Origin of the sequence: Bacillus sp. ChL18 (assembly GCF_026241425.1) — a bacterium.
In the GTDB taxonomy this organism is placed as follows: Bacteria; Bacillota; Bacilli; order Bacillales; family Bacillaceae; genus Bacillus; species Bacillus velezensis.
The window spans coordinates 466164-487620 of the sequence record NZ_JAPHWE010000001.1 but is presented as its reverse complement, the minus strand read 5'-3'; the positions used below and the strand labels follow the sequence as shown (position 1 = coordinate 487620).

The 21457-nt window shown below is 45.1% G+C and carries 25 protein-coding genes and 1 tRNA gene; 7 read left to right on the top strand and 19 right to left on the bottom strand.

Annotated features, from left to right (window positions below):
- Positions 1-146: 146 nt before the first annotated feature.
- The gene (locus OQ477_RS02675; RefSeq protein ID WP_265971283.1) at positions 147-1097 is read right to left on the bottom strand and encodes a magnesium transporter CorA family protein; all 951 of its coding nucleotides are present in this window, start codon (positions 1095-1097) and stop codon (positions 147-149) included.
- Positions 1098-1242: 145 nt separating this feature from the next.
- Here OQ477_RS02675 and OQ477_RS02670 point away from each other — a divergent pair, with 145 nt between their 5' ends.
- A complete protein-coding gene (locus tag OQ477_RS02670) occupies positions 1243-2544 on the top strand; it encodes a hemolysin family protein (RefSeq protein ID WP_265971282.1) in 1302 nt (433 codons plus the stop codon).
- Between the two features lie 37 nt (positions 2545-2581).
- On the opposite strand, the gene OQ477_RS02665 is transcribed toward OQ477_RS02670, so the two are convergent.
- Positions 2582-3412, bottom strand: a complete 831-nt coding sequence (locus tag OQ477_RS02665) for an STAS domain-containing protein (protein ID WP_265971281.1) — start codon at positions 3410-3412, stop codon at positions 2582-2584.
- 71 nt (positions 3413-3483) lie between these two features.
- On the opposite strand from OQ477_RS02665, the gene OQ477_RS02660 reads away from it, so the two are divergent.
- Positions 3484-3554: transfer RNA gene (locus tag OQ477_RS02660), tRNA-Gln, on the top strand.
- Between the two features lie 64 nt (positions 3555-3618).
- Here the strand turns inward: OQ477_RS02660 and OQ477_RS02655 are convergent.
- Complete coding sequence (locus OQ477_RS02655) at positions 3619-3999, bottom strand: Spx/MgsR family RNA polymerase-binding regulatory protein (protein ID WP_003153079.1); 381 nt, start codon at positions 3997-3999, stop codon at positions 3619-3621.
- Positions 4000-4235: 236 nt separating this feature from the next.
- Between OQ477_RS02655 and OQ477_RS02650 the strand changes: the two genes are divergently transcribed.
- Positions 4236-4481: a DUF2626 domain-containing protein gene (locus tag OQ477_RS02650; RefSeq protein WP_003153078.1), complete on the top strand. Its 246-nt coding sequence runs from the start codon at positions 4236-4238 to the stop codon at positions 4479-4481.
- Between the two features lie 38 nt (positions 4482-4519).
- Here the strand turns inward: OQ477_RS02650 and OQ477_RS02645 are convergent, their stop codons facing one another.
- On the bottom strand, positions 4520-5158 hold the full coding sequence (locus OQ477_RS02645) for an MBL fold metallo-hydrolase (RefSeq protein ID WP_003153077.1): 639 nt from the start codon (positions 5156-5158) through the stop codon (positions 4520-4522).
- A gap of 154 nt (positions 5159-5312) precedes the next feature.
- On the opposite strand from OQ477_RS02645, the gene OQ477_RS02640 reads away from it, so the two are divergent.
- Positions 5313-5486, top strand: coding sequence for a DUF2759 domain-containing protein (locus OQ477_RS02640; protein WP_003153076.1), 174 nt, complete (start codon positions 5313-5315; stop codon positions 5484-5486).
- 32 nt (positions 5487-5518) lie between these two features.
- On the opposite strand, the gene OQ477_RS02635 is transcribed toward OQ477_RS02640, so the two are convergent.
- The 5 genes from OQ477_RS02635 to OQ477_RS02615 all read right to left on the bottom strand — a co-directional run bounded on the left by OQ477_RS02635 (position 5519) and on the right by OQ477_RS02615 (position 9365).
- The gene (locus OQ477_RS02635; RefSeq protein ID WP_003153073.1) at positions 5519-5833 is read right to left on the bottom strand and encodes an MTH1187 family thiamine-binding protein; all 315 of its coding nucleotides are present in this window, start codon (positions 5831-5833) and stop codon (positions 5519-5521) included.
- A 5-nt stretch (positions 5834-5838) separates the two neighbouring features.
- A complete protein-coding gene (locus tag OQ477_RS02630; RefSeq protein WP_265971280.1) occupies positions 5839-6876 on the bottom strand; it encodes a hypothetical protein in 1038 nt (345 codons plus the stop codon).
- A 72-nt stretch (positions 6877-6948) separates the two neighbouring features.
- The gene (locus tag OQ477_RS02625; protein WP_265971279.1) at positions 6949-8076 is read right to left on the bottom strand and encodes a M14 family metallocarboxypeptidase; all 1128 of its coding nucleotides are present in this window, start codon (positions 8074-8076) and stop codon (positions 6949-6951) included.
- A gap of 82 nt (positions 8077-8158) precedes the next feature.
- Positions 8159-9121, bottom strand: coding sequence for a glucose kinase GlcK (glcK, locus tag OQ477_RS02620; RefSeq protein ID WP_265971278.1), 963 nt, complete (start codon positions 9119-9121; stop codon positions 8159-8161).
- A gap of 34 nt (positions 9122-9155) precedes the next feature.
- Positions 9156-9365, bottom strand: coding sequence for a YqgQ family protein (locus OQ477_RS02615; protein WP_007612586.1), 210 nt, complete (start codon positions 9363-9365; stop codon positions 9156-9158).
- Between the two features lie 197 nt (positions 9366-9562).
- On the opposite strand from OQ477_RS02615, the gene nhaC reads away from it, so the two are divergent.
- Positions 9563-10927 carry a Na+/H+ antiporter NhaC gene (gene nhaC, locus OQ477_RS02610; protein ID WP_265971277.1) on the top strand — a complete coding sequence of 455 codons (1365 nt, stop codon included), beginning with the start codon at positions 9563-9565 and terminating at the stop codon, positions 10925-10927.
- Positions 10928-11002: 75 nt separating this feature from the next.
- Here nhaC and OQ477_RS02605 read toward each other — a convergent pair whose 3' ends face one another.
- The 3 genes from OQ477_RS02605 to rpmG all read right to left on the bottom strand — a co-directional run bounded on the left by OQ477_RS02605 (position 11003) and on the right by rpmG (position 12029).
- Positions 11003-11176 carry a hypothetical protein gene (locus tag OQ477_RS02605; protein ID WP_007408311.1) on the bottom strand — a complete coding sequence of 58 codons (174 nt, stop codon included), beginning with the start codon at positions 11174-11176 and terminating at the stop codon, positions 11003-11005.
- Positions 11177-11246: 70 nt separating this feature from the next.
- A complete protein-coding gene (locus OQ477_RS02600; protein WP_265971276.1) occupies positions 11247-11801 on the bottom strand; it encodes a 5-formyltetrahydrofolate cyclo-ligase in 555 nt (184 codons plus the stop codon).
- 78 nt (positions 11802-11879) lie between these two features.
- Positions 11880-12029 (bottom strand): 50S ribosomal protein L33, encoded by a 150-nt coding sequence (gene rpmG, locus OQ477_RS02595; protein WP_003153056.1) that lies wholly within the window; start codon positions 12027-12029, stop codon positions 11880-11882.
- 346 nt (positions 12030-12375) lie between these two features.
- On the opposite strand from rpmG, the gene OQ477_RS02590 reads away from it, so the two are divergent.
- Complete coding sequence (locus OQ477_RS02590; protein WP_003153047.1) at positions 12376-12729, top strand: hypothetical protein; 354 nt, start codon at positions 12376-12378, stop codon at positions 12727-12729.
- Positions 12726-13190 carry an endolytic transglycosylase MltG gene (locus tag OQ477_RS02585; protein ID WP_007408308.1) on the top strand — a complete coding sequence of 155 codons (465 nt, stop codon included), beginning with the start codon at positions 12726-12728 and terminating at the stop codon, positions 13188-13190. Before OQ477_RS02590 ends, OQ477_RS02585 begins: the two co-directional genes overlap by 4 nt.
- A gap of 98 nt (positions 13191-13288) precedes the next feature.
- Here the strand turns inward: OQ477_RS02585 and pstB (OQ477_RS02580) are convergent, their stop codons facing one another.
- The 7 genes from pstB (OQ477_RS02580) to OQ477_RS02550 form a co-directional block, all read right to left on the bottom strand.
- Positions 13289-14071 carry a phosphate ABC transporter ATP-binding protein PstB gene (gene pstB / locus OQ477_RS02580; protein ID WP_038459206.1) on the bottom strand — a complete coding sequence of 261 codons (783 nt, stop codon included), beginning with the start codon at positions 14069-14071 and terminating at the stop codon, positions 13289-13291.
- Positions 14072-14082: 11 nt separating this feature from the next.
- Positions 14083-14889, bottom strand: a complete 807-nt coding sequence (gene pstB / locus OQ477_RS02575; protein ID WP_265971275.1) for a phosphate ABC transporter ATP-binding protein PstB — start codon at positions 14887-14889, stop codon at positions 14083-14085.
- An 18-nt stretch (positions 14890-14907) separates the two neighbouring features.
- Complete coding sequence (pstA, locus tag OQ477_RS02570; RefSeq protein ID WP_007612597.1) at positions 14908-15792, bottom strand: phosphate ABC transporter permease PstA; 885 nt, start codon at positions 15790-15792, stop codon at positions 14908-14910.
- Positions 15792-16721: a phosphate ABC transporter permease subunit PstC gene (pstC, locus tag OQ477_RS02565; RefSeq protein WP_007612605.1), complete on the bottom strand. Its 930-nt coding sequence runs from the start codon at positions 16719-16721 to the stop codon at positions 15792-15794. The genes pstA and pstC overlap by 1 nt, the downstream gene beginning before the upstream one ends.
- A 48-nt stretch (positions 16722-16769) precedes the next feature.
- Positions 16770-17672, bottom strand: a complete 903-nt coding sequence (locus OQ477_RS02560) for a phosphate ABC transporter substrate-binding protein (protein ID WP_265971274.1) — start codon at positions 17670-17672, stop codon at positions 16770-16772.
- A 155-nt stretch (positions 17673-17827) separates the two neighbouring features.
- Entirely contained in the window at positions 17828-19975 is a 2148-nt protein-coding gene (gene pbpA, locus OQ477_RS02555; RefSeq protein WP_265971273.1) for a penicillin-binding protein 2A, read from the bottom strand.
- Between the two features lie 101 nt (positions 19976-20076).
- A complete protein-coding gene (locus tag OQ477_RS02550; RefSeq protein ID WP_012118002.1) occupies positions 20077-21366 on the bottom strand; it encodes an MFS transporter in 1290 nt (429 codons plus the stop codon).
- Between the last annotated feature and the right edge of the window lie 91 nt (positions 21367-21457).

Genomic DNA, 21457 nt, shown 5'->3' with positions numbered 1-21457 from the left:
GGCAAAGGAGAGATTATGCGTTTTACAGGGTGTAAAACGCAAAAAATAAAAAATAGGCCCCTGACTTTGATTTACCGAATGAAATCGGGAACCATTCGGCCATTTTCAGCCAGCCATCAAAAAAAGCAGGCGTTTGCCTGCTCTTCTTAGCGTTTCTTTTCTTTCCGCAAATATTTTTTTTGATGCTCCCTCAAAATGTCCCCTGTCCAGCCTTTCTGCCGCAGATAAATATAAATCAGCAGGGTTGATACAATAATGAGCACGATGGAACAAATATACGCATATTTCCAATGAAGCTCCGGCATGTTATCAAAGTTCATCCCCCAGAGAGCTCCAAGCGCCGTCATCGGTGTAAAGAGAGTTGTAAAGATCGTCAAGGCTTTCACAATTTCATTTCCTCTTTGGGAGGTAATGACTTCCTCGGCGTGCAGCAGGTTGCTCAATTCCTGATCAAACTCATTGATATATATAATTCCTCTTTCCATCTTTTGATGAGCTCTGAGGTAATCTTTCTGCCTGTCATTTTTCGGGAGAAAAGCTTCTTTTAAAGCCATTTCCACTTTTTTAGCCCCCAGTGTAAGGCCTTTCCAAATGAACAGCTCATGGCGCAGTTTATGCACATTTTCCAAGATTCCTTTGCTGTTGTCATCATGAATCTGCCATTTCAGCGTCCGCTGCTTGACTTCAAATTCATCCAGTCCGATCAGATATGAATTCATCAGCTCTCCCAGCAGAACAAAAAAGCCTTCAATCGGATTTTCACAGGTTTGAATCTGCTGTGTGGCATGCTTTTCTTTTACACCGCGCAGCAGCGAAAAATCAAAATTAATTGTAAAAAAGAATTCTCTCGTAATATAAAAGTGAAATACGGTATGGTTTTTTTCATCATCTAATCCTTGATGATAGATTAAAGAACCGAAAACCGCTTCATTATTCTGATCATTTGTATCTGAGCGCAGAAAGTTTATATGATTTTCATGTTCAAACCACTTTTCGCATTGCGGCCAGTGATTGTGATGGATCATTTTTTTCGCTTCCGTTTTTTCATGCGGACCGAGCTGGTACCACAGCCAGTCCGCACCCGAATGTACCTTCATCTCTTGTCATCCTCCAGTATTCCTTTCTTGTTTTATTACCGTAAATGAAGCAGGCTAAACCAGGTTCGATGTTTGAGCAGCTTTCTACAGTGGTATTATTCCGAAAAAAGGGAGGTGCAAGCCTTCCTTCGCGGAAGGCGTTACATTGTATATCATCAAACTATCTGCCATCGTACTATTTATTTTATTAACGGCGTGTTTTGTCGCCATAGAGTTTTCAATCGTTAAAGCAAGGCGCTCCCGCATTAATCAGCTCATTGAGGAAGATGTAAAGGGAGCAAAAGCAGCCAAGCATGTCATTACACACCTCGATGAATATTTATCGGCATGCCAATTGGGCATCACCGTCACCGCTTTGGGAATCGGCTGGCTGGGTGAACCGACAGTCAAAGCAATGCTTCAGCCGTTATTTTTAAAGACCGGAGTTCACGAAGCGGTTGCCCAAGTACTGTCATTGATCATCGCCTTTCTGCTGGTTACATATGTGAATGTCGTTATCGGCGAACTCGCCCCGAAAAGTTTTGCTATCCAAAAAGCCGAGCGGATTACACTTTTGTCTGCCAGACCGATGATTTTGTTTTATAAGTTAATGTTTCCGTTCATCTGGCTGCTCAATCATTCCGCCCGCCTGATTACAGCCATGTTCGGCTTGAAGCCTGCTTCCGAACATGAAATGGCTTATACGGAAGAGGAATTGCGGGTGCTCCTTGCCGAAAGCTATCGAAGCGGCATGATTAAAAAAAGCGAGCTCCATTACGTAAATAACATTTTTACATTTGATAAGCGCACTGCCAAAGAAATTATGGTGCCCCGGAATGAAATGGTGAGCCTGCCGTTAGACAGCGGATCGGGACATATGCTCCGGGACATTATCAAAATAAATAAATATACCCGGTATCCCGTAGTAAAAGGAGATAAAGATCATGTAGTCGGCATCATCAATATAAAAGAAGTTTTATTCAGATTCCTGTCAGAAGGAGCGGCGTTTACAAAACACGAACTCAGCCCTTACATCCAGCCGGCGATCCACGTGATTGAGACGATTCCGATTTATCAATTATTCGTTAAAATGCAGCGGGAACACGCCCATATGGCCATTCTCATTGATGAGTACGGCGGAACCGCGGGATTAGTAACGGCGGAAGATATCATTGAAGAGATCGTCGGCGAAATCCGCGACGAATTTGATACGGACGAAACACCTTCCGTTCAAAAGCTTGGGATGAACCGCTATCTCCTGAACGCCAAATTGCTGATCAGTGACGTCAATGATGTACTCGGAACAGAGATTACGGCTGATCAAGTCGATACACTCGGAGGCTGGTTTCTTACTCAGCATATTGACGCGAAGCCCGGGAGCACCATTGATTTTGAAGGCTACACATTTACGGTAAAAGAAATCGACAGCCATCATATCATTACGATTGAAGCTGACAAAGCTGAATAGCTGAGGGAGAAATCCCTCCCGGCCATTCAGCTTTTTATCATCTTAATGATTCTTTTACGATAAATCCGTTTTTTGCCAGCGCTTTCGCCAGACTCTGCTCCGTTTTCACCTGAGAAAAATCGATGCCGAGCTTCACGACGGTCTGCGCGATTTCCGGCCTGATGCCTGAGATTGTCGTTTCTATGCCAAGAAGTTTTGTGCTGTCAATCACTTTAAAAATCTGATAAGCGACCATCGTATCCACAATCGGCACACCTGAGATATCTAAAAATAAATAAGAAAGCCGGAGCGAGGAACATTGGTCAAGCACCGATTCCAAAATCATTCTTGCCCGGTAGGTGTCAATTTCACCGACGAGCGGCAAAATTCCAATACCGTCGGCAATCGGCATAATCGGCGCGCTTAGTTCGTTAATCATTTCTTTTTGGGCGTTTAATTGTGTAACCGTCACTTTATAATATTCCTCTGTAAATACTTCAATCATATGGTCAATTGCTTTGTTCAGCTTCTCTCCCCAATGGAATACCGCATTCGCCCCAGGCTTCTCAGACATTGTTTCACAGCATGTCTGTATCCGGTTCCAGACCAATCTCCGGAATTCTTTAAAGCTCGTGACGCTTTCATAGACCGGTACTTCATGGACGGCCCGGTCCCTTGCGAACTGAAGCGCCCATTTTGTCAGCTCCTCTTCCCCGCCGTCTTTTTCCGATAGAATGCCGGCAACGATTTCAATTAACAGACGGTGTTGCATTTCCGCTTTCTGATCATCTGAAGGCCGCCCCGATTTTAGTATGAGCAGCCACTGGCGTGTGATTTCACCTGATTCTTCAATTAAGGCTCGAGATAATGTTTCATTCAAATGTTTCACAGGTCTCCTCCATTCAAATTCCTTTGTATGTATAAATCGGCGCCTGACGCACATACTGTAATTACATCCGATGGGCTATAGCCAAGCGGTAAGGCAATGGACTTTGACTCCGTGATCGTTGGTTCGAATCCAGCTAGCCCAGTCCCGCAACCGCAAAAAACGAAGATTAGCTGATAAATTTTGATCAGCGGATCTTCGTTTTTCTCTTATGATACAGATTGATGTACCGTTTTTTTCTTCGTCAGCTTCATCAGTTCTCCTGGATTGTATCCGATAACGAGCTTATTGCGATCAATCAGAATCGGACGCCGCAGCAGTTTCGGCTTCTCAGTCAAAAGCTTCAGCACTTCATTTACAGTCATTTCTTCAATGTTCAGGTTGAGGTTTTTAAATGTTTGGCTTCTCGTCGCCAATATTTCATCAATTCCTTCGGTCGTTAATGATAAGATCTGCTTCAATTCATCAATTGTCGGTGTCTCCCTGAATAGATGGCGCTCTTGAAAGTCAACATTGTGGGCTTTTAACCAATGTTTCGTTTTTCGGCATGATGTGCAGCTCGGGTATGAATAAAAAATAAGTTCTTTCATTTTTAAAAATTCCTCCCTCGGATAATCCGTCTCTTTGTTAACATAAGTACCCTGAACTTTTTTTCATTAAACATATTTCAAAAAGATTTTTCGGATCTTTTTCAGAGAGCGGCATAAGATATAAAACACAGGGAAAGACATAAATTCCACAATAAATATAATCATGAAAATGTTTACATTTTGAGTGCCGATCTATTATAATAAACTTCAGATAGACTCTCGGGAGGGGATAAGGAATGAATCGCATGTTCCGGGTGTTAGGATTTTGGACGGGGATATTTGCAGTCATGTTTTTTTTAGGGGGCATGAAAGACGCTTCTCTTTTGTTTTTTGGACAGACGATCTTTTTCGTATTTCTTTCTTATTTGAATCTGACTGAGCGGATGTATATTTATATTTTCGGAGCTTACTTAACCGTATTTTTCGCCGGATTTACATATTACTCTATTTTTATTATGACACCGGGCGGCGGAACCCACTGACAGAAAAAGACAGACCATTATGGTCTGTCTTTTTTCATTTACAGTGAAAAACCATTGATAAACGGGTTTCGCTCCTGCTCTGTCTGGATATCCGTTTCCGGCCCGTGCCCGCTTAATACAAGTGTATGTCCGGGAAGCGTGAGCAGTTTTTGATGAATGGAATCAAGCAATACGTCCTGACTTCCGCCGTGTAAATCTGTTCGGCCGATGCCTCCCTGAAAAAGCACATCACCTGAAATCACCAGATCAGCGTCCTTCACATAATAAGAAACGCTTCCCGGTGAATGTCCCGGCGTAAACAATGTCTCCAAATGGAAAGGTCCGATGTCCAATATGCCGTCGCCTTCAATCAGCCGTTCGGCGGGCCGTGCCGTTACGGCGATGCCCCGCAATATGCCTGATCCGTTTAAGGAAGAGTCCTCCAGCCACTTTTCTTCATTTTTGTGAAGATATACTGGAACATCCCATCTGTCTCTTACTTCATCAAGCGCGCCGATATGGTCAAAATGAGCGTGCGTCAGTAAGATGGCCAGCGGCTTCAGATTGTTTTCTTTTATGTAATTGTTGATTTTGTCCGCTTCCCCGCCCGGATCAAAAATAAGACAGGACTGATCCTCACTGACAAGAAAATACGCGTTTGCCTGAATCGGACCGGCCGGCATTCGTCTCCATTTCACTTTCATCACCTCTTTATGTATATGCCCTTATTATGAAGGTTTTCTGCGGAAGATTCAATGAATGCGTCCGGGAAAACGCTATCGACAAACAAAATGAAAACGGTTAAAATGAAATGGAAAGATTTTCAGGTTCCAATGACAAAGGAGGAGCATGATGTTACTTGTTGTAATCTTCGGCCTTGTCGCATTATTAGCTGTATTAGGAGTCCTGCGGGCTGTCAGACAGAGAAATATCCTGGGATTTTTGTTAGCCGCCGCCACGCTGGGCGTGTTTGGCTGGTTTACCGTAATGACCGTTGTAACCAGCGGCTATCCGACTGCACATTAAAAGCCTGTATCCAATGGATACAGGCTTATTTTTTATTGCTGCAAATGTTTGCTGACACTTTTGATTTTGCTCTCCAGCGTCGTTTCTTTATCACGTCTGTCATCAATGCGGATATTTGTCGCCACTCTGTGCAGCCCTTTTTGGAACGGGGCTTCGTGAATGTCCTGAATGACTGCGAATAAGTCGCTCAGCTCACCTTCAATCAACGTGTTCATCGGCGTGAGCTGAAATTTGATTTTGCCGGCAGCTTTGTAACCCTCCAAAATGTTTTGCACATCCGCTACATACTCACTGACGCTCGGTGTTTTTGTTCCGATCGGAATGATTGTCACATCTGCAATTGCCATTTGGTTCAAACTCCTTTTTCATTTGTTATGATTGGTTCTGTCATGCCTGTTTTCAGTGAAATCAGACGGTCATACGTAAAGCCGTATAAAGCGTATTCCCCGTTCGGAGAGATCTGAATCGGCTCCATTTCCGTGTTTTTGAGCACCGTCCGCTCCCGTTCGTCTCCTAAGTCAAAGCTGATCAGATTGTAAGAGCGGCCTTCAGGCTTGAATATGTAAAACCGCTTGTGTGTCTGATCGTAATCATATTCCATCGGCGCAAAGCTGTCATACTTTTCTTGGAGAGGAAAGCGGTGTGTCACGGATGCCGGCTTTTGGAAAAGGAACTCGCCGTCTCCGTCCGATTGATCCGTTTGTCTGACGGCAATCGCCATGCCCGGGCGGGAATCAGCCCAGATGACGTGATGAAGCACTCTTTTTTCTTTTTTTGTCTGCAAGTCATAAGAATATAAAGGACCCTCTTCCTCCGTTTTTCCTTGCTTGATATATTGGAATTCATCAGTGGAGGTCCAATGGACAAAAGGGGCCTGAACGGGACTCTTTTTTAAAATGCCGTTGTTCATATCGGCCGTATAGGCTGTGAAGTCCCATGTTTCAGTAAAAACGGTAATCATCATTTGATACGGGTCATACGGATTCCAAGCCGTCTCCAGCTCATAAGAGTTAAAGGCTTTGTGATAAAGTCTTTTCCCCTGCTTGTTCATAAGCACAAGCTCAGTCTGACCTTTGCTTGTCACCTGTACGAGAATCAGCTGTTTTTTCCGGCTGATCTTTACATTGACAATATTGCCCTTTGTTTCATAGAGCCGTTCGGATTTTCCGCTGAAAAGATCATATTTCATCAGCTGATGATGAGCTGTATACAGGATCGTTCTGTTATCCAGCCATCCTTCCGTTTTCTCCGCTTCCTTTTTACTGAGCGGAACGATTTTCTGTTCTGCCGATTTTGCCGAAACGCCTGTGTCTTGCTGCTGATGAGATGGTTCACAGGCCGCTAAACACAGAACGAATGCGGACAGCAGAACACAAACCAAGTATCTCACCAGCCTTCCCTCCATTCTTTTCTATTGTCCCATATTTGTTTATGTAAACAAATGAGAAATTTCACAGATGTCTCAAAAAACAAGCGACCTCCACAAAATACCTTCCGTCGCTTGATAAATATCAGCAAACTGATGAAAAGGCAAAGGGTTTTTTCCCTTCCCGAGCTCAATGGTATAGCCCTCTTTTCCATACTGCTGTATAAACCAATCCCTAAAACCGGCATGGCTGTCAATGGTTTTAACGCCTTGATAGCGGTTTCCGCTTATCGCTTCAAACTCCCGAATCATCCGGGATGATTGCTCCGGTTCACATCCTTCGTATCCCCAATAAATCTCTTCTCCCTGTGTATGAAGCGCGATCAGCCTGTCAGGCGGCTGTTCCGTTATCAGCCGGTGCATCGCCTGCGCCTCCGGTTCAGTGAGCGGCGCCGTCCCCGGAAAATCACGGTATGAAGGGGCTTTCGGTTTGCGCCTCTGTTCAATATCCCAATTGGATGGGAAATGTTTATTTAAATCCACACCGTTTATATTCGCCTTCCATTCGCGGAAATCGGGGCGGTGCTCATTTAATTGATTAAGAAATTCATTTTTTTCTGATAAATCTTCACATCCGTAAAGTACGAGATCAACACCGTCGGGATTTACGAGCGGAACGAATGACAATGATGTCCGGCTGAATATATCAAGCGCAGAGTGCCCGAAAACGGTTTTATTTTCGCATAATGCCGCGCAATATTCTTTACACCATTTAAGCGCGACCGAGGTGGTGATCCATTCATTGGCATGAAATGAGGCGTTTACATGGACTTTTCTTTCGACCGTATCCGCACCTATTTTCAGCTCATATAGCGGCTTTCCCAATACGGAACTGCCGATTTTACGGCACGTGACAAACGGAAAGACATCCGTTATTTTCTCAATTTCTTCATAAACCGATTCGGAGCCGTACACCTTTTCTTCCTTCACCCATTGATCAGCGGAAAGAATCCTTTCACAGCGCCGGATGTATCGCGAAAGCCCGCTCAGCGTCTCAAGCGGCGGACCCTCTGACTGCCCGCTCACGGCAAAGCCGGGACAAAATAATTCATCGTTTTCCGCCGTTTTATCAGCGGCTTTCAACAGTTTTTCATCAATTGAAAGCACCTTTGCAATATCTTTCATATGCTGTTTCAATTCAGGTTTGACACGAATTCCCGCCATGTTCATCCCCCTTTTTTAAAAACTATATGACAGGGGAGATAAAAAAAGAAAGCCGCCCGCGATATGGGCAGGCAGACTTTCTTCAACAATTTTGATGTTTGAGCCATTCATTTTTGGCAATCCACGCCCCGCCGATGACTCCGGCGTCATTTCCAAGTGCCGCAATCGAAATATCGGCCACTTCCGCAGAACGGGGGAACGCGGTGATTTTGAAAGTCTCTTCCACTTTTGACCGCAGGATTTCACCCGCTTTAGAGACCCCTCCGCCGAGCACGATTTTCGTCGGGTTCATGGCGCTTGCCAGATTTCCGAGCACGAGGCCTAAATGTTTTGCGACATAATCGACGACTTCAAGCGCTGTCTTATCCTGCTGTTTAGCCGCTTCGAACACGTCACGTGCAGTCAGATCATCCACTTGTAAGAGCGAAGAGCCGGAAACCGCCGCAAGCTTTTCTTTCGCGATGCGGACGATGCCTGTTGCGGACGCAATCGTTTCGATGCAGCCGGATTTTCCGCAGTTGCACGGAGCTCCTCCTTCCGGAATACTGCAAATATGACCGATTTCTCCGCCGGCCCCGTTTTTACCGTGAACGATTTCTCCGTTGGCGATGATGCCTCCGCCGACTCCGGTTCCGAGCGTCACTAAAATGACATCTTTGGCCCCGTCACCTGCACCCTTCCACATTTCTCCGAGCGCAGCGATATTGGCATCGTTTTCAATGACGGCCGGAATACCCGTTTCCGCCTCGAGATGGTCTTTCAGCGGATAGTTTTTCCACCCCATATTTGTCGTCTCATAGACCATTCCCGTCGCCATTTCCACAGGGCCGGGCGCTCCCATTCCGATCCATTTTACGATCCGTTTCGGCTTGTTCAGTTCTTCCAGCTTCTGATCAAGCGCTTTGGCGATCGTGACCGTAATTGTGTTTCCTGATTTATCGGTCGGAACTTCCCATTTATGCTGAATTTCACCGTACATGTTGATGAAGGCCAGCTTGATGGTTGTCCCGCCAAGATCAATCCCCGCAAACCATGTATCTTCCATAATAATCTCCTTTTCTTATTAAAATCCTGCTTTGTTATCTGCCTTTGATCCGCTCCGATTCTCTCTGAAGAACTCCGGCGGCTTTTTGCCATAATTCTCTTTCAATCACGTTTGACAAGTACATTTCCTTTAATTCATCTTTCATAAAGTCAATTTCGGCTTGTCTGTCACCGAAATAAACGATATGTCCGAATGACTTAAACAGCTGCTGCACGTCATAAAATGAATTCATCTGCTTCACCATTTCTATTCTTCTTAGTATAAGCGTATTTCATCACTGATCCGGGCGTCAAGCAAAAAACGATTGGAGAAAATATCCTTGTATTATTTTCATAAATTGTATATTCACAATTGTAAAAAAACACTCATTTAAGCGTTTTTCTGTTACAATACTTTCGTGCCCAAAAGCACAAAAGGATTAAAGTTTGATGGGGTGTTGTTTTGAAACAAGAAAAAAGGCTGACGTTCATCTCAGCCATCAGTTTATTTGTCTTGATGTTAGCAGTCATTATGTCCTGCCTGTTTTTCTTTCATACAGAGCCGCATATGCCGCTGTTCTTTTGCGTCATTATTCTGTCTTTGGCAGGTTTGTGGCTCGGTTTCTCGTGGGACAGTCTTGAAAAAGGAATTGTCAGCGGACTAAAAAACGGTGTGCAGCCGATTATCGTGCTGGCTTTGATCGGTATGCTGATCGGCGCCTGGATGTACAGCGGCGCCATTCCCACCGTCACCGTTTACGCTTTGTCAATTATACAGCCGAGTCAGCTGCTTTTGACCGCATTATTTTCCTGCATGATCATCAGCACGCTTGTCGGCTCAAGTCTGACAACTGTCAGTACAATCGGCGTCGCGCTGTTAGGGGTAGCAAGCGCGGCGGGAGTTCCGCTCGAATGGACGGCGGGAGCAGTCATTTGCGGGGCTTGTTTCGGTGATAAAATGTCACCGATGTCCGACACGACGAATTTTGCCGCCGGAATCGGCGAAATTCCGATTTTTAAGCATATTCGCCATATGATGGGCACTACCGTTCCGGCACTGCTGATCACGATTGTTCTTTTTTATATTCTCGGTTCATCGGTTTCAATAAATGCCGCTTCAACGCAAAATATTGAGGCTGTCATTTCCGGAATGAAAGAGGCCGTGCACGTTACGCCTTGGTCGCTTCTTTCACCTCTGTTGGTGATCATTTTAGCTGTGAGACGGGTTTCCGTGATTCCGGTGCTTACCGCCGGTATTATTTCCGCAGGGCTTCTGACTGCTGTTTTTATTCCTGACAGCAGCATTCAAGGATTTATATCCGCCCTGCAAAGCGGGACGGCGTTTAAAACCGGCGACCAGGCTGTGGCCAGCATTATCAACAGAGGCGGGCTCCAATCGATGATGGGTTCAGTCTCTCTGATCATGATCGCCTTTGCGCTCGGCGGCCTGATGGAAAAAACGGGCCTGATCGCGGCGCTGCTTCAAGGATTGATAAAAGGCGTGCATACGAAAGGACGTCTTATCATGGCGACCGTCTTCTCAAGTATAGGCGTAAACCTTGCGACAGGTGAGCAGTATTTGTCGATCTTAATTCCGGGTCAATCTTATAAACCTTTATATGACAGGCTCAGCATTAAGCGGATTCACCTTGCGCGGTCGCTTGAGGACGGCGGAACATTGATCAACCCGCTGATTCCCTGGGGAGTAAGCGGCGCTTTTATGGCAAGCGCATTAGGGGTTTCCGTCATCGACTACCTGCCGTTTACCTTTTTCCTGTACATTTCTCCTATGATCTCAATTCTGATCGGTTTCCTGAAAAAAAGCTGACAATACGAGAAAACCTGCCGTTTTTTACCGGCAGGTTTTCTAATGCAAAAAATCCCGCTGAAAAACGGGATTTGTTTAAAATGCCTGCTGAATGAATTTGTTTCTGATAAACGGTATTTTTAAAAAGAAATGAATGAATGACCGTCTGATCCCCGGCTGGCTGAGCACGCTGTTCATCAGACGGTAGCGGTTTTGGTAAACGGCTAAAACAGATACGGCGCATAATGAGTAGATCAACAATTTTTTCATCTTATCCCTCCTGCCCCTATCGTTTGTCAAACAGCGAGAATTATTCCGGTGCAAGAAGTTTTTTATGCGATTAAGCGATGGTTTCAGATTCAGTCACGATCATATCGACCGGAATATCGTGGGACATGCGGGGAATGCGGTCTGTCAGCTGGCAGTCAAAGAGAAGCGACACGGTACGGCCTTTATAACCGGACAGGTACCGATCATAATATCCTCCGCCGTATCCGATTCTGAAGCCTTCCCGATCAAAAGCCACGCCGGGCACAATCACAAGGTCAATGTCTTTTTGGGCGGCTTTTTCCGTCAGGCTCTCGATCGGTTCACTGAGGCCCGCATATACGGTTTCCAGCTGATCATACGCAGAAAATGTACGGAACTCCATCGCTCCCGTCTGCGGAAAGCATTTTGGGATACAGACTTGTTTTTTCTCTTTCCAGGCCTGTTCAATAATCGGCCGTGTCGGAATTTCCAGGCGTGTCGAGATGGTAACGGCGATCACGCGGGCCTGTTTCCATTCTTTTAAAGAAAACAGCGTTTCACGCATGCTGCGGCATTTTTTCTCCCATTCACTTTCTGACATGTCAGAAAGCTTTGCTTTTATATCGGTTCTGATTTGTGCTTTCACGTTTCTCAAACCTCCCTGAAAGACAAAAAAGCCAGAACTTTATTGAAAGCTCCAGCTTTTTCCGCTGTTTTAAACAGCTTATTTTGTTTCACGGTGTAACGTAGATTTTTTATCACGTGGGCAATATTTTTTAAATTCAACGCGGTCCGGATTATTGCGTTTGTTCTTTTTAGAAATATAGTTACGCTCACCACATTCAGTGCAAGCCAAAGTAATATTAACGCGCATTATTTTCCCTCCAAACTAAATATCATTTACTTATTCAGACTTATATATAATACCACTATAATGGACGGAATGCTAGAGTGATTTACATGAAATGTTGTTTAAGTGCAGAAAACATCAGTTTACGCTTCTGATCCTCTGAATGAGCTTGCGTCAGATGAAGGGAAAATATGACGAAACAGGACAAAAAAGGGCTTTCTGATGCGAAATCTATAGAGAAATAACCGTTTGCTCCCCGAATAAAAAAGATTTTCTGACAAAATTCCGTTTTTTTCTCTATTTCCTTTAGAATGGCGGCGTTTTATGGTATAAAAAAGAAGGGCAAATTAATAATAGAAGGTGATGAAACGTGGAAATTGCTATTATTGCGTTGTTTATCGTCAGTATAGCGCTTATTGCATTCTCATATTCTCAAAGAGATCCGATGAAAGATGTGGAACAGGAGCTTGAAACGCTTCAGCTTTCCGCCATGCAGGAAATTTACAAGCTGAAAAAGAAAATGACGGTGCTTGAAGAAGAATTGCTGGAAACCAACCTCGTGATCCGCAAAGCCAAAAGCAGCGGCATTAACCAAAAAATCGCCAAACAAATCATTTCAAAATATAACAACGGAATGTCTGCGGAAGCCATCGCAAAAGCGGAGCACGTGTCTGTCGAGGACGTCAATACCATTATTAAAGATAATGAGAAGGTGCTCGTATGACAAAACGGGGCATTCAGGCTTTTGCAGCAGGCATGATTTTAGCGACGGCCGTCCTCGCCGCTGTCTTCTACTTGACTGACCATGACCAGGCAGCCGCCGTTAAAACCGAAAAAACAGCATTGACAGAAAAAGAAGTAAACAGCTACCTCGACGATCAGCAAAAAGTCTCCGTCAACCGGGATGACTATCAAAAACTGCTTGATTCTAAAGAAAAATCGTTAAACAATGACCAAAACACAGACGCCAAAAAGAAAAAAGTAACATACAAACTGACGATTAAAGACGGAATGAGCACTGCTGATGTATCATCCATTCTTGAAAAAGAAGGGATTATTCCTTCAGCGAAGGACTTTAATGATTACGTCATTGACGCAGGCTACCATAAAGAAATCCGCGCCGGCCATTTCAAAGTCGACTCAGATATGAGCTTTAAAAAAATCGTTAAAACATTAACCCGCTAAAAAAGCTTGCAGGCATCGTTCATTCAGATGGATACGGCCGGCAGGCTTTTTTAATAGACAGTATAAAACGGACCCGGTCAATGGCCGGGCCCGTTTTTTTATCCGAATTTTCCGGTGATATAATCATGTGTTTTTTGATGATCCGGCTGAGAAAATATTTTGCCCGTATCGCCCCACTCCACCAATTCGCCCATATAGAAAAACGCGGTTTGATCAGAGACCCTCGCAGCCTGCTGCATGTTGTGCGTCACAATGACGATTGTATACTTCTCTTTCAATGTCAAAATCAGCTCTTCTATTTTTCGCGTGGACACGGGATCAAGAGCAGACGTCGGTTCATCCATCAGAAGGACGTCCGGTTTTGTGGCGAGCGCCCTTGCGATGCACAGCCGCTGCTGCTGACCGCCTGACAGTGAAAGCGCCTGCTGGTGAAGGCGGTCTTTCACTTCATCCCAGAGCGCAGCTGCCTTTAAAGATTCCTCGGCGATTTCAAGCAGTTTCTTTTTATTTTTTTCGCCGTGAATTCTCGGACCGTACACGACATTCTCAAATATCGACTGGGGAAACGGATTTCCTTTTTGAAACACCATACCGATCTGTTTTCTTAATTCTGCCGCATCCGTCTTTTCTTTCAGCAGATTGCGCCCGTTATAGATCATGTCGCCTGTCACTTTGACATTCGGGGCCATTTGCAGCATTAAGTTTAATGTTTTAATAAAAGTGGATTTCCCGCAGCCGGACGGACCGATGATCGCAGTTACCTTCCGCTCCTCAAAACCGATCGTAATGTCTTTTAAAGCCTGATGGGCTCCGTACCATACGTTCATGCCGTGAATATCAAATAAATTATGTGTGTGCACCGCTTCCTTCACAAGGCTCACAGTCCTTCCCCCTATCCGAACTTTCCGTTAATGTAGTCATCTGTCTTTTGCGCTTTAGGACTCGTGAAAATTTGTTCTGTCTGCCCGTATTCCACCACTTCCCCGTTTAAAAAGAAAGCCGTTCGGTCAGACACCCTAAGCGCCTGCTGCATGTTATGCGTAACGATAATAATCGAATAATCTTTTTTCAGTTCTGTCAAAAGCGTCTCGATTCTGGCGTTTGAAATAGGGTCCAGAGCTGAAGCAGGTTCATCTAAAAGAAGTACGGCAGGTTTCATCGCAAGCGTACGGGCGATGCAAAGGCGCTGCTGCTGGCCGCCTGATAACGACAGAGCCGATGAATAAAGCCGGTCTTTGACTTCATCCCAAAGCGCCGCCTTCGTTAAGCTTTCTTCGACCGCATCATCCAAAACGGCTTTCCTGCGTTCACCCGCATACTTCAGCGCATGTGTGATGTTATTGTAAATGGATTTCGGAAACGGATTCGGTTTTTGAAACACCATACCGATCTCCCGTCTGAGAGACACGACATTAATCGCTTCCCCCAAAATATTCAGCCCTTCATAAAGAATCTCTCCCTCGCTTCTTGCCGAAGGAATGGCATCGTTCATTCTGTTAATCTGTCTCAAAAATGTTGATTTCCCGCAGCCGGACGGACCGATCAGAGCCGTCACCGCATGTTTTTCAATATCCATGTTTACATCTTTAACCGCTTGTTTTTCACCGTAATAAATTGATAGATGCTTCACTTCCAAAATCGAAGACTCCGGCGAACGCTTTGTCTGTTCCGCTTGTTCCCTGATGATGTAATCAATCATGTTTTCGCCTCTTTCCGATTAATTTGCCGTAAGCTTTTTATAAATGACAGACCCGAGCCATCTTGCACAAAGGTTAAACAAGAGCACCGAAATCACCAGCACCGCCGAGCCGCCGTTTGCAATCGCTTCGGCGTCAGGGATGATTCCCTGCGTATTGACACTCCATATATGAACCGCCAGCGTCTCAGCCGGCCTGAAAATGTTGAAAGGAGATGCTTCAGAAAACGGATTTAAATCGGTAAAATTCAGCCGCGGCGTTGTCAATCCCGCTGTAAATAACAATGCGGCCGCTTCTCCGAATACTCTTCCTGATGCGAGAATGGCTCCGGTTAAAATCGAAGGAATCGCACTCGGAATCAGCACCGTTTTGACGGTATGCCATCTCGATACGCCTAAAGCGAGAGAAGCTTCTTTCAGCTCCTTAGGAACTGCAGTGAGCGCGCCTTCTGTCACCCGGACCATAACGGGAAGGTTAAAGACCGTTAATGCGAGCGCGCCTCCGATAATCGTGTAGCCCCATCCGGTCAGATTTACAAACATCAGCATGCCGAACATCCCGATGACAATGGACGGAAGCGAAGACAGCACCTCAATACACGTTCTGATAAAATCGGTGATTTTATTTTGGGGCGCATATTCAGCCATAAAGACGCCGCCCCCCACACCAAGCGGTATCGTGATCAGCATGGTGATAAACAGAATGTAAAAGGAGTTAAAAAGCTGATCCCGTATTCCGCCGCCTGACGCAATGGCGCTCGATTTTGACGTAAGAAAATGCAAGGAGATTTCAGAGACGCCGTGAATGAGAATGTACAAAAACAATCCTGCCAAAATCGCCGCGATTACAGCGGCGCATAACCCGAATACACCGGTGGCCAATTTATCCGTTATTTTCCGGTTCATTACACTTTCCTCCTAGATGACAAGTAGCGTATGAGCAATATAAACAGAAACGACATGATAAGAAGAACAAGCCCCATAGACCATAACGTATTATTTTCAATACTGCCGTATGTGGTATGGCCCATGTTTAACGTGATAATCGTCGTTAATGTTCCCGCCGTATCAAGCAGGCTTTCCGGCAGAAGCTTTGTATTTCCGATAACCATCTGTACGGCGAGTGCTTCTCCAAACGCTCTTGCCATCCCGAGCACGACAGCGGTCAGCAATGTCGGAAACGCCGCCGGGATAAGCACCTTTCTGATTGTCTGCCACCTCGTCGCACCAAGCGCATATGAACCGTCGCGAAGATGTTTCGGAAGTGACGCAAGCGCATCAGCGGAAATCGATGTAACAGTCGGCAGAATCATCACCGAAAGTACGATCGTTCCCGCCAAAAGGCTGTGACCCGTTCCGCTTGATTTAAATGAGCCGATAAACGGAACCAATACTGTAAGACCTATGAATCCATAAACGACGGACGGAATGCCGACAAGCAGCTCAATTACCGGCTGCAGCACCTTTTTTCCCCAAGTCGGCGCAATTTCCGTCATAAACACGGCACCCGCAATACCGAGGGGCGCTGCGATCAGAGCGGACAGAACCGTGACCGCAAATGATCCGAAAATAAAAGGCAGCGCGCCGAACTCAGGTTTTGCCTGGGTTGGATTCCAATTCAGACTTGTTAAGAACTCAATCGGGCTTACACCATTTACAAAAAAAGATTGCAGCCCCTTTATACCGAGAAAAATTGTGATCGCCGCTGATGCCGCAATGATAATCGCGGCACACACAGACACAATCACCCTTCCGCGGACTTCATCCAATTGCCTGTTTTGTTTTGAGCTTATTAAGCGTTCGCTTACAGACTCTTTTTCTCTGTGATTTATCATTTGTTTACACTCCTATAAGGAAGAAGAGGCGGGGAGCCCGCCCTCCCCTCAGCTTTGCTTGCCGTTTGCGTCACGTGTGACTTTCATATCTGAGATCGGAATGTAGCCCTGATCTTTTACGATACTTTTCTGTACTTCATCGCTGTTCATATAGTCAAGAAACGTTTTTGTAAGGCCTGACGCTTCACCTTTCGTATAAGAGTGCTCGTAAGCCCAAATCGGATACTCGCCTGTGACGACGTTTTTCTCTTCCGGTTTGATGCCTCCGATCGATAAAGGCGTTACTTTGTCATCGTTTATATAAGAGAATGCCAGATAACCGATAGCTCCCGGCGTTTCCGCAATGATTTTTTTGACTGTATTGGAGGAATCCTCTGTAATGCCCTCAGCAGGATCTGCTCCGTCAAGCGCGTATTTGACGAACGTAGCGCGTGTTCCTGATGAATCAGGACGGTTCACGAGTGTAATTTTTTGATCTTTACCGCCAAGCTCTTTCCAGTTTTTAATTTTGCCTGTAAAGACGTCTGTCAGCTGTTTTTTGGTTATATCCTTTACGCCCGCACCGGGGTTGACCGCAGCCGCCATCGCCACTACCGCTACTCGGTGGTCTTTTAGGACTTTTGCATCAATGCCTTCTTTTTCTTCAGCAAAGACATCTGAGTTGCCGATTTGCACTGCCCCTTCAGACACTTGCGAAAGACCTGTTCCTGAACCTCCCGCTTGCACCTGCACATCAGCATCCGGATGTTTTTCCATAAACTTTTCCGCCGCTGCCAGTACTAACGGCTGCATGGCTGATGAACCAGAAATGGTTAAAGAACCTGATGCTTTTTTATCCTCACTTGCAGATTGACTGTCTGTCTTGCCGCTTTCCTTTGCATTTCCGCATGCTGCAGCAACAATCATAACAGCAGCCATCAGAAGCGTAAGCATCCATTTGTTTTTTTTCATTTCCTGAATTCCCCCTGCATTTAATGTGTAATTTGTCCTACAGGTCTAGAGTAAAGGGTTCTTGTAAAATGCGTATAAATCAAGTGTTAAGGTTTTGTAAATCCGGATGTTTTTTTGTATAAAAAAAACGCTCACAAGTTGTGAGCGTTTTTCTGTTAGTGATTTGTATTGCCGTTTTCAGCGTCTTCCTGAATTTTATCTTCGTTTTTCTGCTTCGTATTATTATCTTCTTGTTTCTTTTTCAGCTCAAAGTATTTGTCCAGAGCTGCTCTTCCTATATCATTCGTAATCGAATATCGATCGCTGTAATCAATATAGGCCCAAGGAACGACTACAGAAATAGCCACTTCCGGATTATCCGCAGGTGCATAAGCGACAAGAGTCGTATTATACGTTCCTTCACCCGTCTCTGATTTGTCCGGACCGTCATAGAAAGATTGCGCCGTACCCGTTTTACCGGCAGGACTGTATGTCGCCGTCGCAAAATCAGTTGCGGCTGTCCCTTTTGTCATGACGCGTCTGAAACCTGCCTGCACTTCTTTAATATCTGCATTATTCATATCAATCTTGTTCAGTACTTGGGGCTGAACAGACTCTACAACGGCTCCGATTCCTTTTTTCGAATCAGGCTGCCTGACCTCTTTTACAAGCTGAGGCTTCAAACGATAGCCTCCATTGGCGATTGTAGATACATACTGCGCCATTTGCAGCGGTGTGAACGTATCATACTGTCCGATGGCAAAGTCTAACAGAAGACCGGAAATCCGCTGTGACCCTTGGTACCCGGTCGCTTCATTCGGAAGATCAATTCCCGTCTTAACTCCGAGTCCGAACTGATTGAAGTAGTATCTGAAAGTATCGAATGCCTTCATATCAAGCGGCAGGGACTGGCCTTTTTTGTACTCCCCTTTACCGACAGCAATCGCCGTTTTGAACATGAACACGTTTGATGATTCCTGAAGCGCTTTTTGGATATCTACGGGACCTAAATTCGTCCATGATTTTTTCGGGTTTTTACTTCCCTTGAAATACATAGGTTCATCCTGAAAAACGGTGTTCAAATTAATCGCGCCCGTCTGCAGTCCGGTCAACACCGTCGCTCCTTTGACCGCCGATCCCATTGCGTAGGAGGAAGTCATTGCGCCGAGGGCATAATCATTAATTTTGTACTTTCCATGGTCATTCGTAATCTGTTTGCCGGCCATCGTCAGCACTTCTCCGTTTTTCGGGTTCATCATGACGACGAAGGCCCGATCAAGAAGCTTCGTGCTCGGTCTCGCTTTTGCCGATCTTAAATTTTTCTCAATGATTTTTTCAACGGATTTCTGCAGGTCCATATCAATGGATAAAACAAGGTCTTTGCCGGCCTGTCCTTTTGAAATCACTTTGCTGCCCGTGACATTTCCGGATGAGTCGGTTAAGTTCTGCACTTTCTCTTTTTGACCCTGCAGCAGGCTTTCATATTGATATTCTAAATAGCTTTTTCCGACCCTGTCATTCCGGCTGTAGCCGAGTGACAGATAGTGATCCAGCAGGTTGGACGGAAGACCTTCGTTCGAACTGGATACACTGCCGAGCAATGTCCGGATCAGGCTTTTATAAGGATAAGACCGTTCCCAGTCAGACGTCACGTCAACTCCCGGCAGTTCATCTAAATGTTCGCTGACGACGGCCATTTCTTTCGCCGACACCCCTTCATTTTTGATGTATTGAGGCGTCAGTGAGTAGCCTGAATCCATCTGCCTTTTGATCGCAAGGATCTGCATGTCTTTTGAAGTGAGCTCATTCAGCTGTTTGTCTGTGATGCGTTTCAGCTGAAGCTGGTATAAATCATCGTCAGACAGTTTTTTGTCTTCAGCTTTTTGCTTTTCTTCGGCCGTAATCAGTTTTTTCGCTTCATCAGGCCTCGTTAACATCCAATAGTCTTTTTTATCCCGCTCAGTCACCTTTTTGGTGCTTACCTTAATCATACCCGACAGTTTTTTTGCGATTTTTAAACGCTGTGCCTGGGTGGTTGAGGCTGAACGTGTATATGTAATCGCATTTAATGCTTTATTCGTTACGATGGGATTTAGGTTCCGGTCGTATATTTTCCCTCTCGGAACCGCCGTGCTGACCTCAGACTCCTCCTGCTTATTGGCGGCGTTTTTATAATCATCACCCTGAACGATCTGCTTGATGCCAAGCTCGACGATAATCCAAGTGAAAATAAGAAACGCGGCCAAAAACAAAAAATTAAGCCGGATCGGCAGTGATTTTTTCTTTTCTTTGTTTACAGCTATTTTCTTTTTATTTCTCCTCATGACATCACCTTTTCTTATTTACAGAAAGAAATGACACCTTCTGTTCAGGTGCCATTTTTCATTCTAAAGGTTTTTTCGATATTTTTCTACAGATAACCCTTTTATCTTTCTCCTTTTATAAAATTCGGTTCCGCCGCCTGTTTTTGTCGGTCTTCTTCTACTGTTTCATCAGAAGTTTCCGTATCCAGTTTGATGTCTTTTATAAAGTAATAAATCAGCGGATGGCCGGCTCCGAGCAGCACGAGCGCCGCCGGTATTCCCACTTTTTCCTTGAATAATGTAACGATTACAAGGAAACAAAGGATGGAAACGATCCGGCCCGCATTTAAAAATAACTCCCTGAGCACAATGTATTCAATTCTGGCTTTTCTGGCAAGCCGCGCCCGGCCTATCACATCATATGTAAGCGAGACATACGGCACGAGCAGAACTGGATAGCCGATCGCAATAAACACTCCGTACAAAAGGAGCGTCGTGAAGCTCATTTTAAAAATGATGAGAAACAGGGCGCCGTACAAGATCAATCCGCCGATAAGAATCGCCTTTTTCCGCGCTCTTTTTTTGATGAGCCTTGATGCAAAATAATAGGCAAAAAAAGAAACCGCGGAATTGACGAGGCCGAATGTTCCGAGCGCCAGCTCACTGTTTGTCGCAATGAATACAAATACGCTGATTAAAAAAACAAAAATCCCTTCTCTCAAGCCTTGAAAAAAGTGCGCGTTGGTAATCCGGCGCCAATTCAGATTCGTGTGGCGCTCATCAAAAACTTTTTTCAGCATAAACCGGCCTTTCGACTCCCTCCGCTTCAGAAAAAAGCTCATGACCACGGCAAGGGCAAATAAGCCGAGCGACAGGCTGAAAATGATTGTATAACCCGTATTGTTTTCAAGTCTTGAAATGACATATCCGGCCACAATCGGACCGATCATGCCCGCCGATGAAGACAAAATGCCTAAAAACCCGTTAAAAAAATCTCTCGTTTCCGGTTCCGTGATTTCGAAAGTCAGCACATTAAAAGCCAGCCAGTAAAAGCCGTATCCCACTCCGAGCACGGCCCCTATCAAAACGAGACGGGAAGCCGCAGTTTCTCCTGCAAGCAGCACACTTAAATAAAAAGCGGCCAAAAAGATAACGCCGAACCTGAGAATAAACACCCTGTCAATTTTTTTAGCCAGCCGGCCAGCCAGCAGAAAGGTAACCGGCTGCATCGTTACGACCGACAAATTGTATATGGCCAAATCAATAAATTTTCCCGACTGCTTCCACAAATACACGTTGACAAATGTATTTGACAGCGCGATGCCCAATGAGTAAAGGCCGCCAATCGTCAATAACAGCAGCAGCCCTTTATTTATTTCGATGTCGCCGATAATTTTTTTTATTTTGCTCATCATTGACTCCCCTTTACTACACATTAGTTTGTCTCACTCAAACTGAGATATGTAAAAGGAATCAAAGTCAATAAAAAAACAAGGTCTCCCG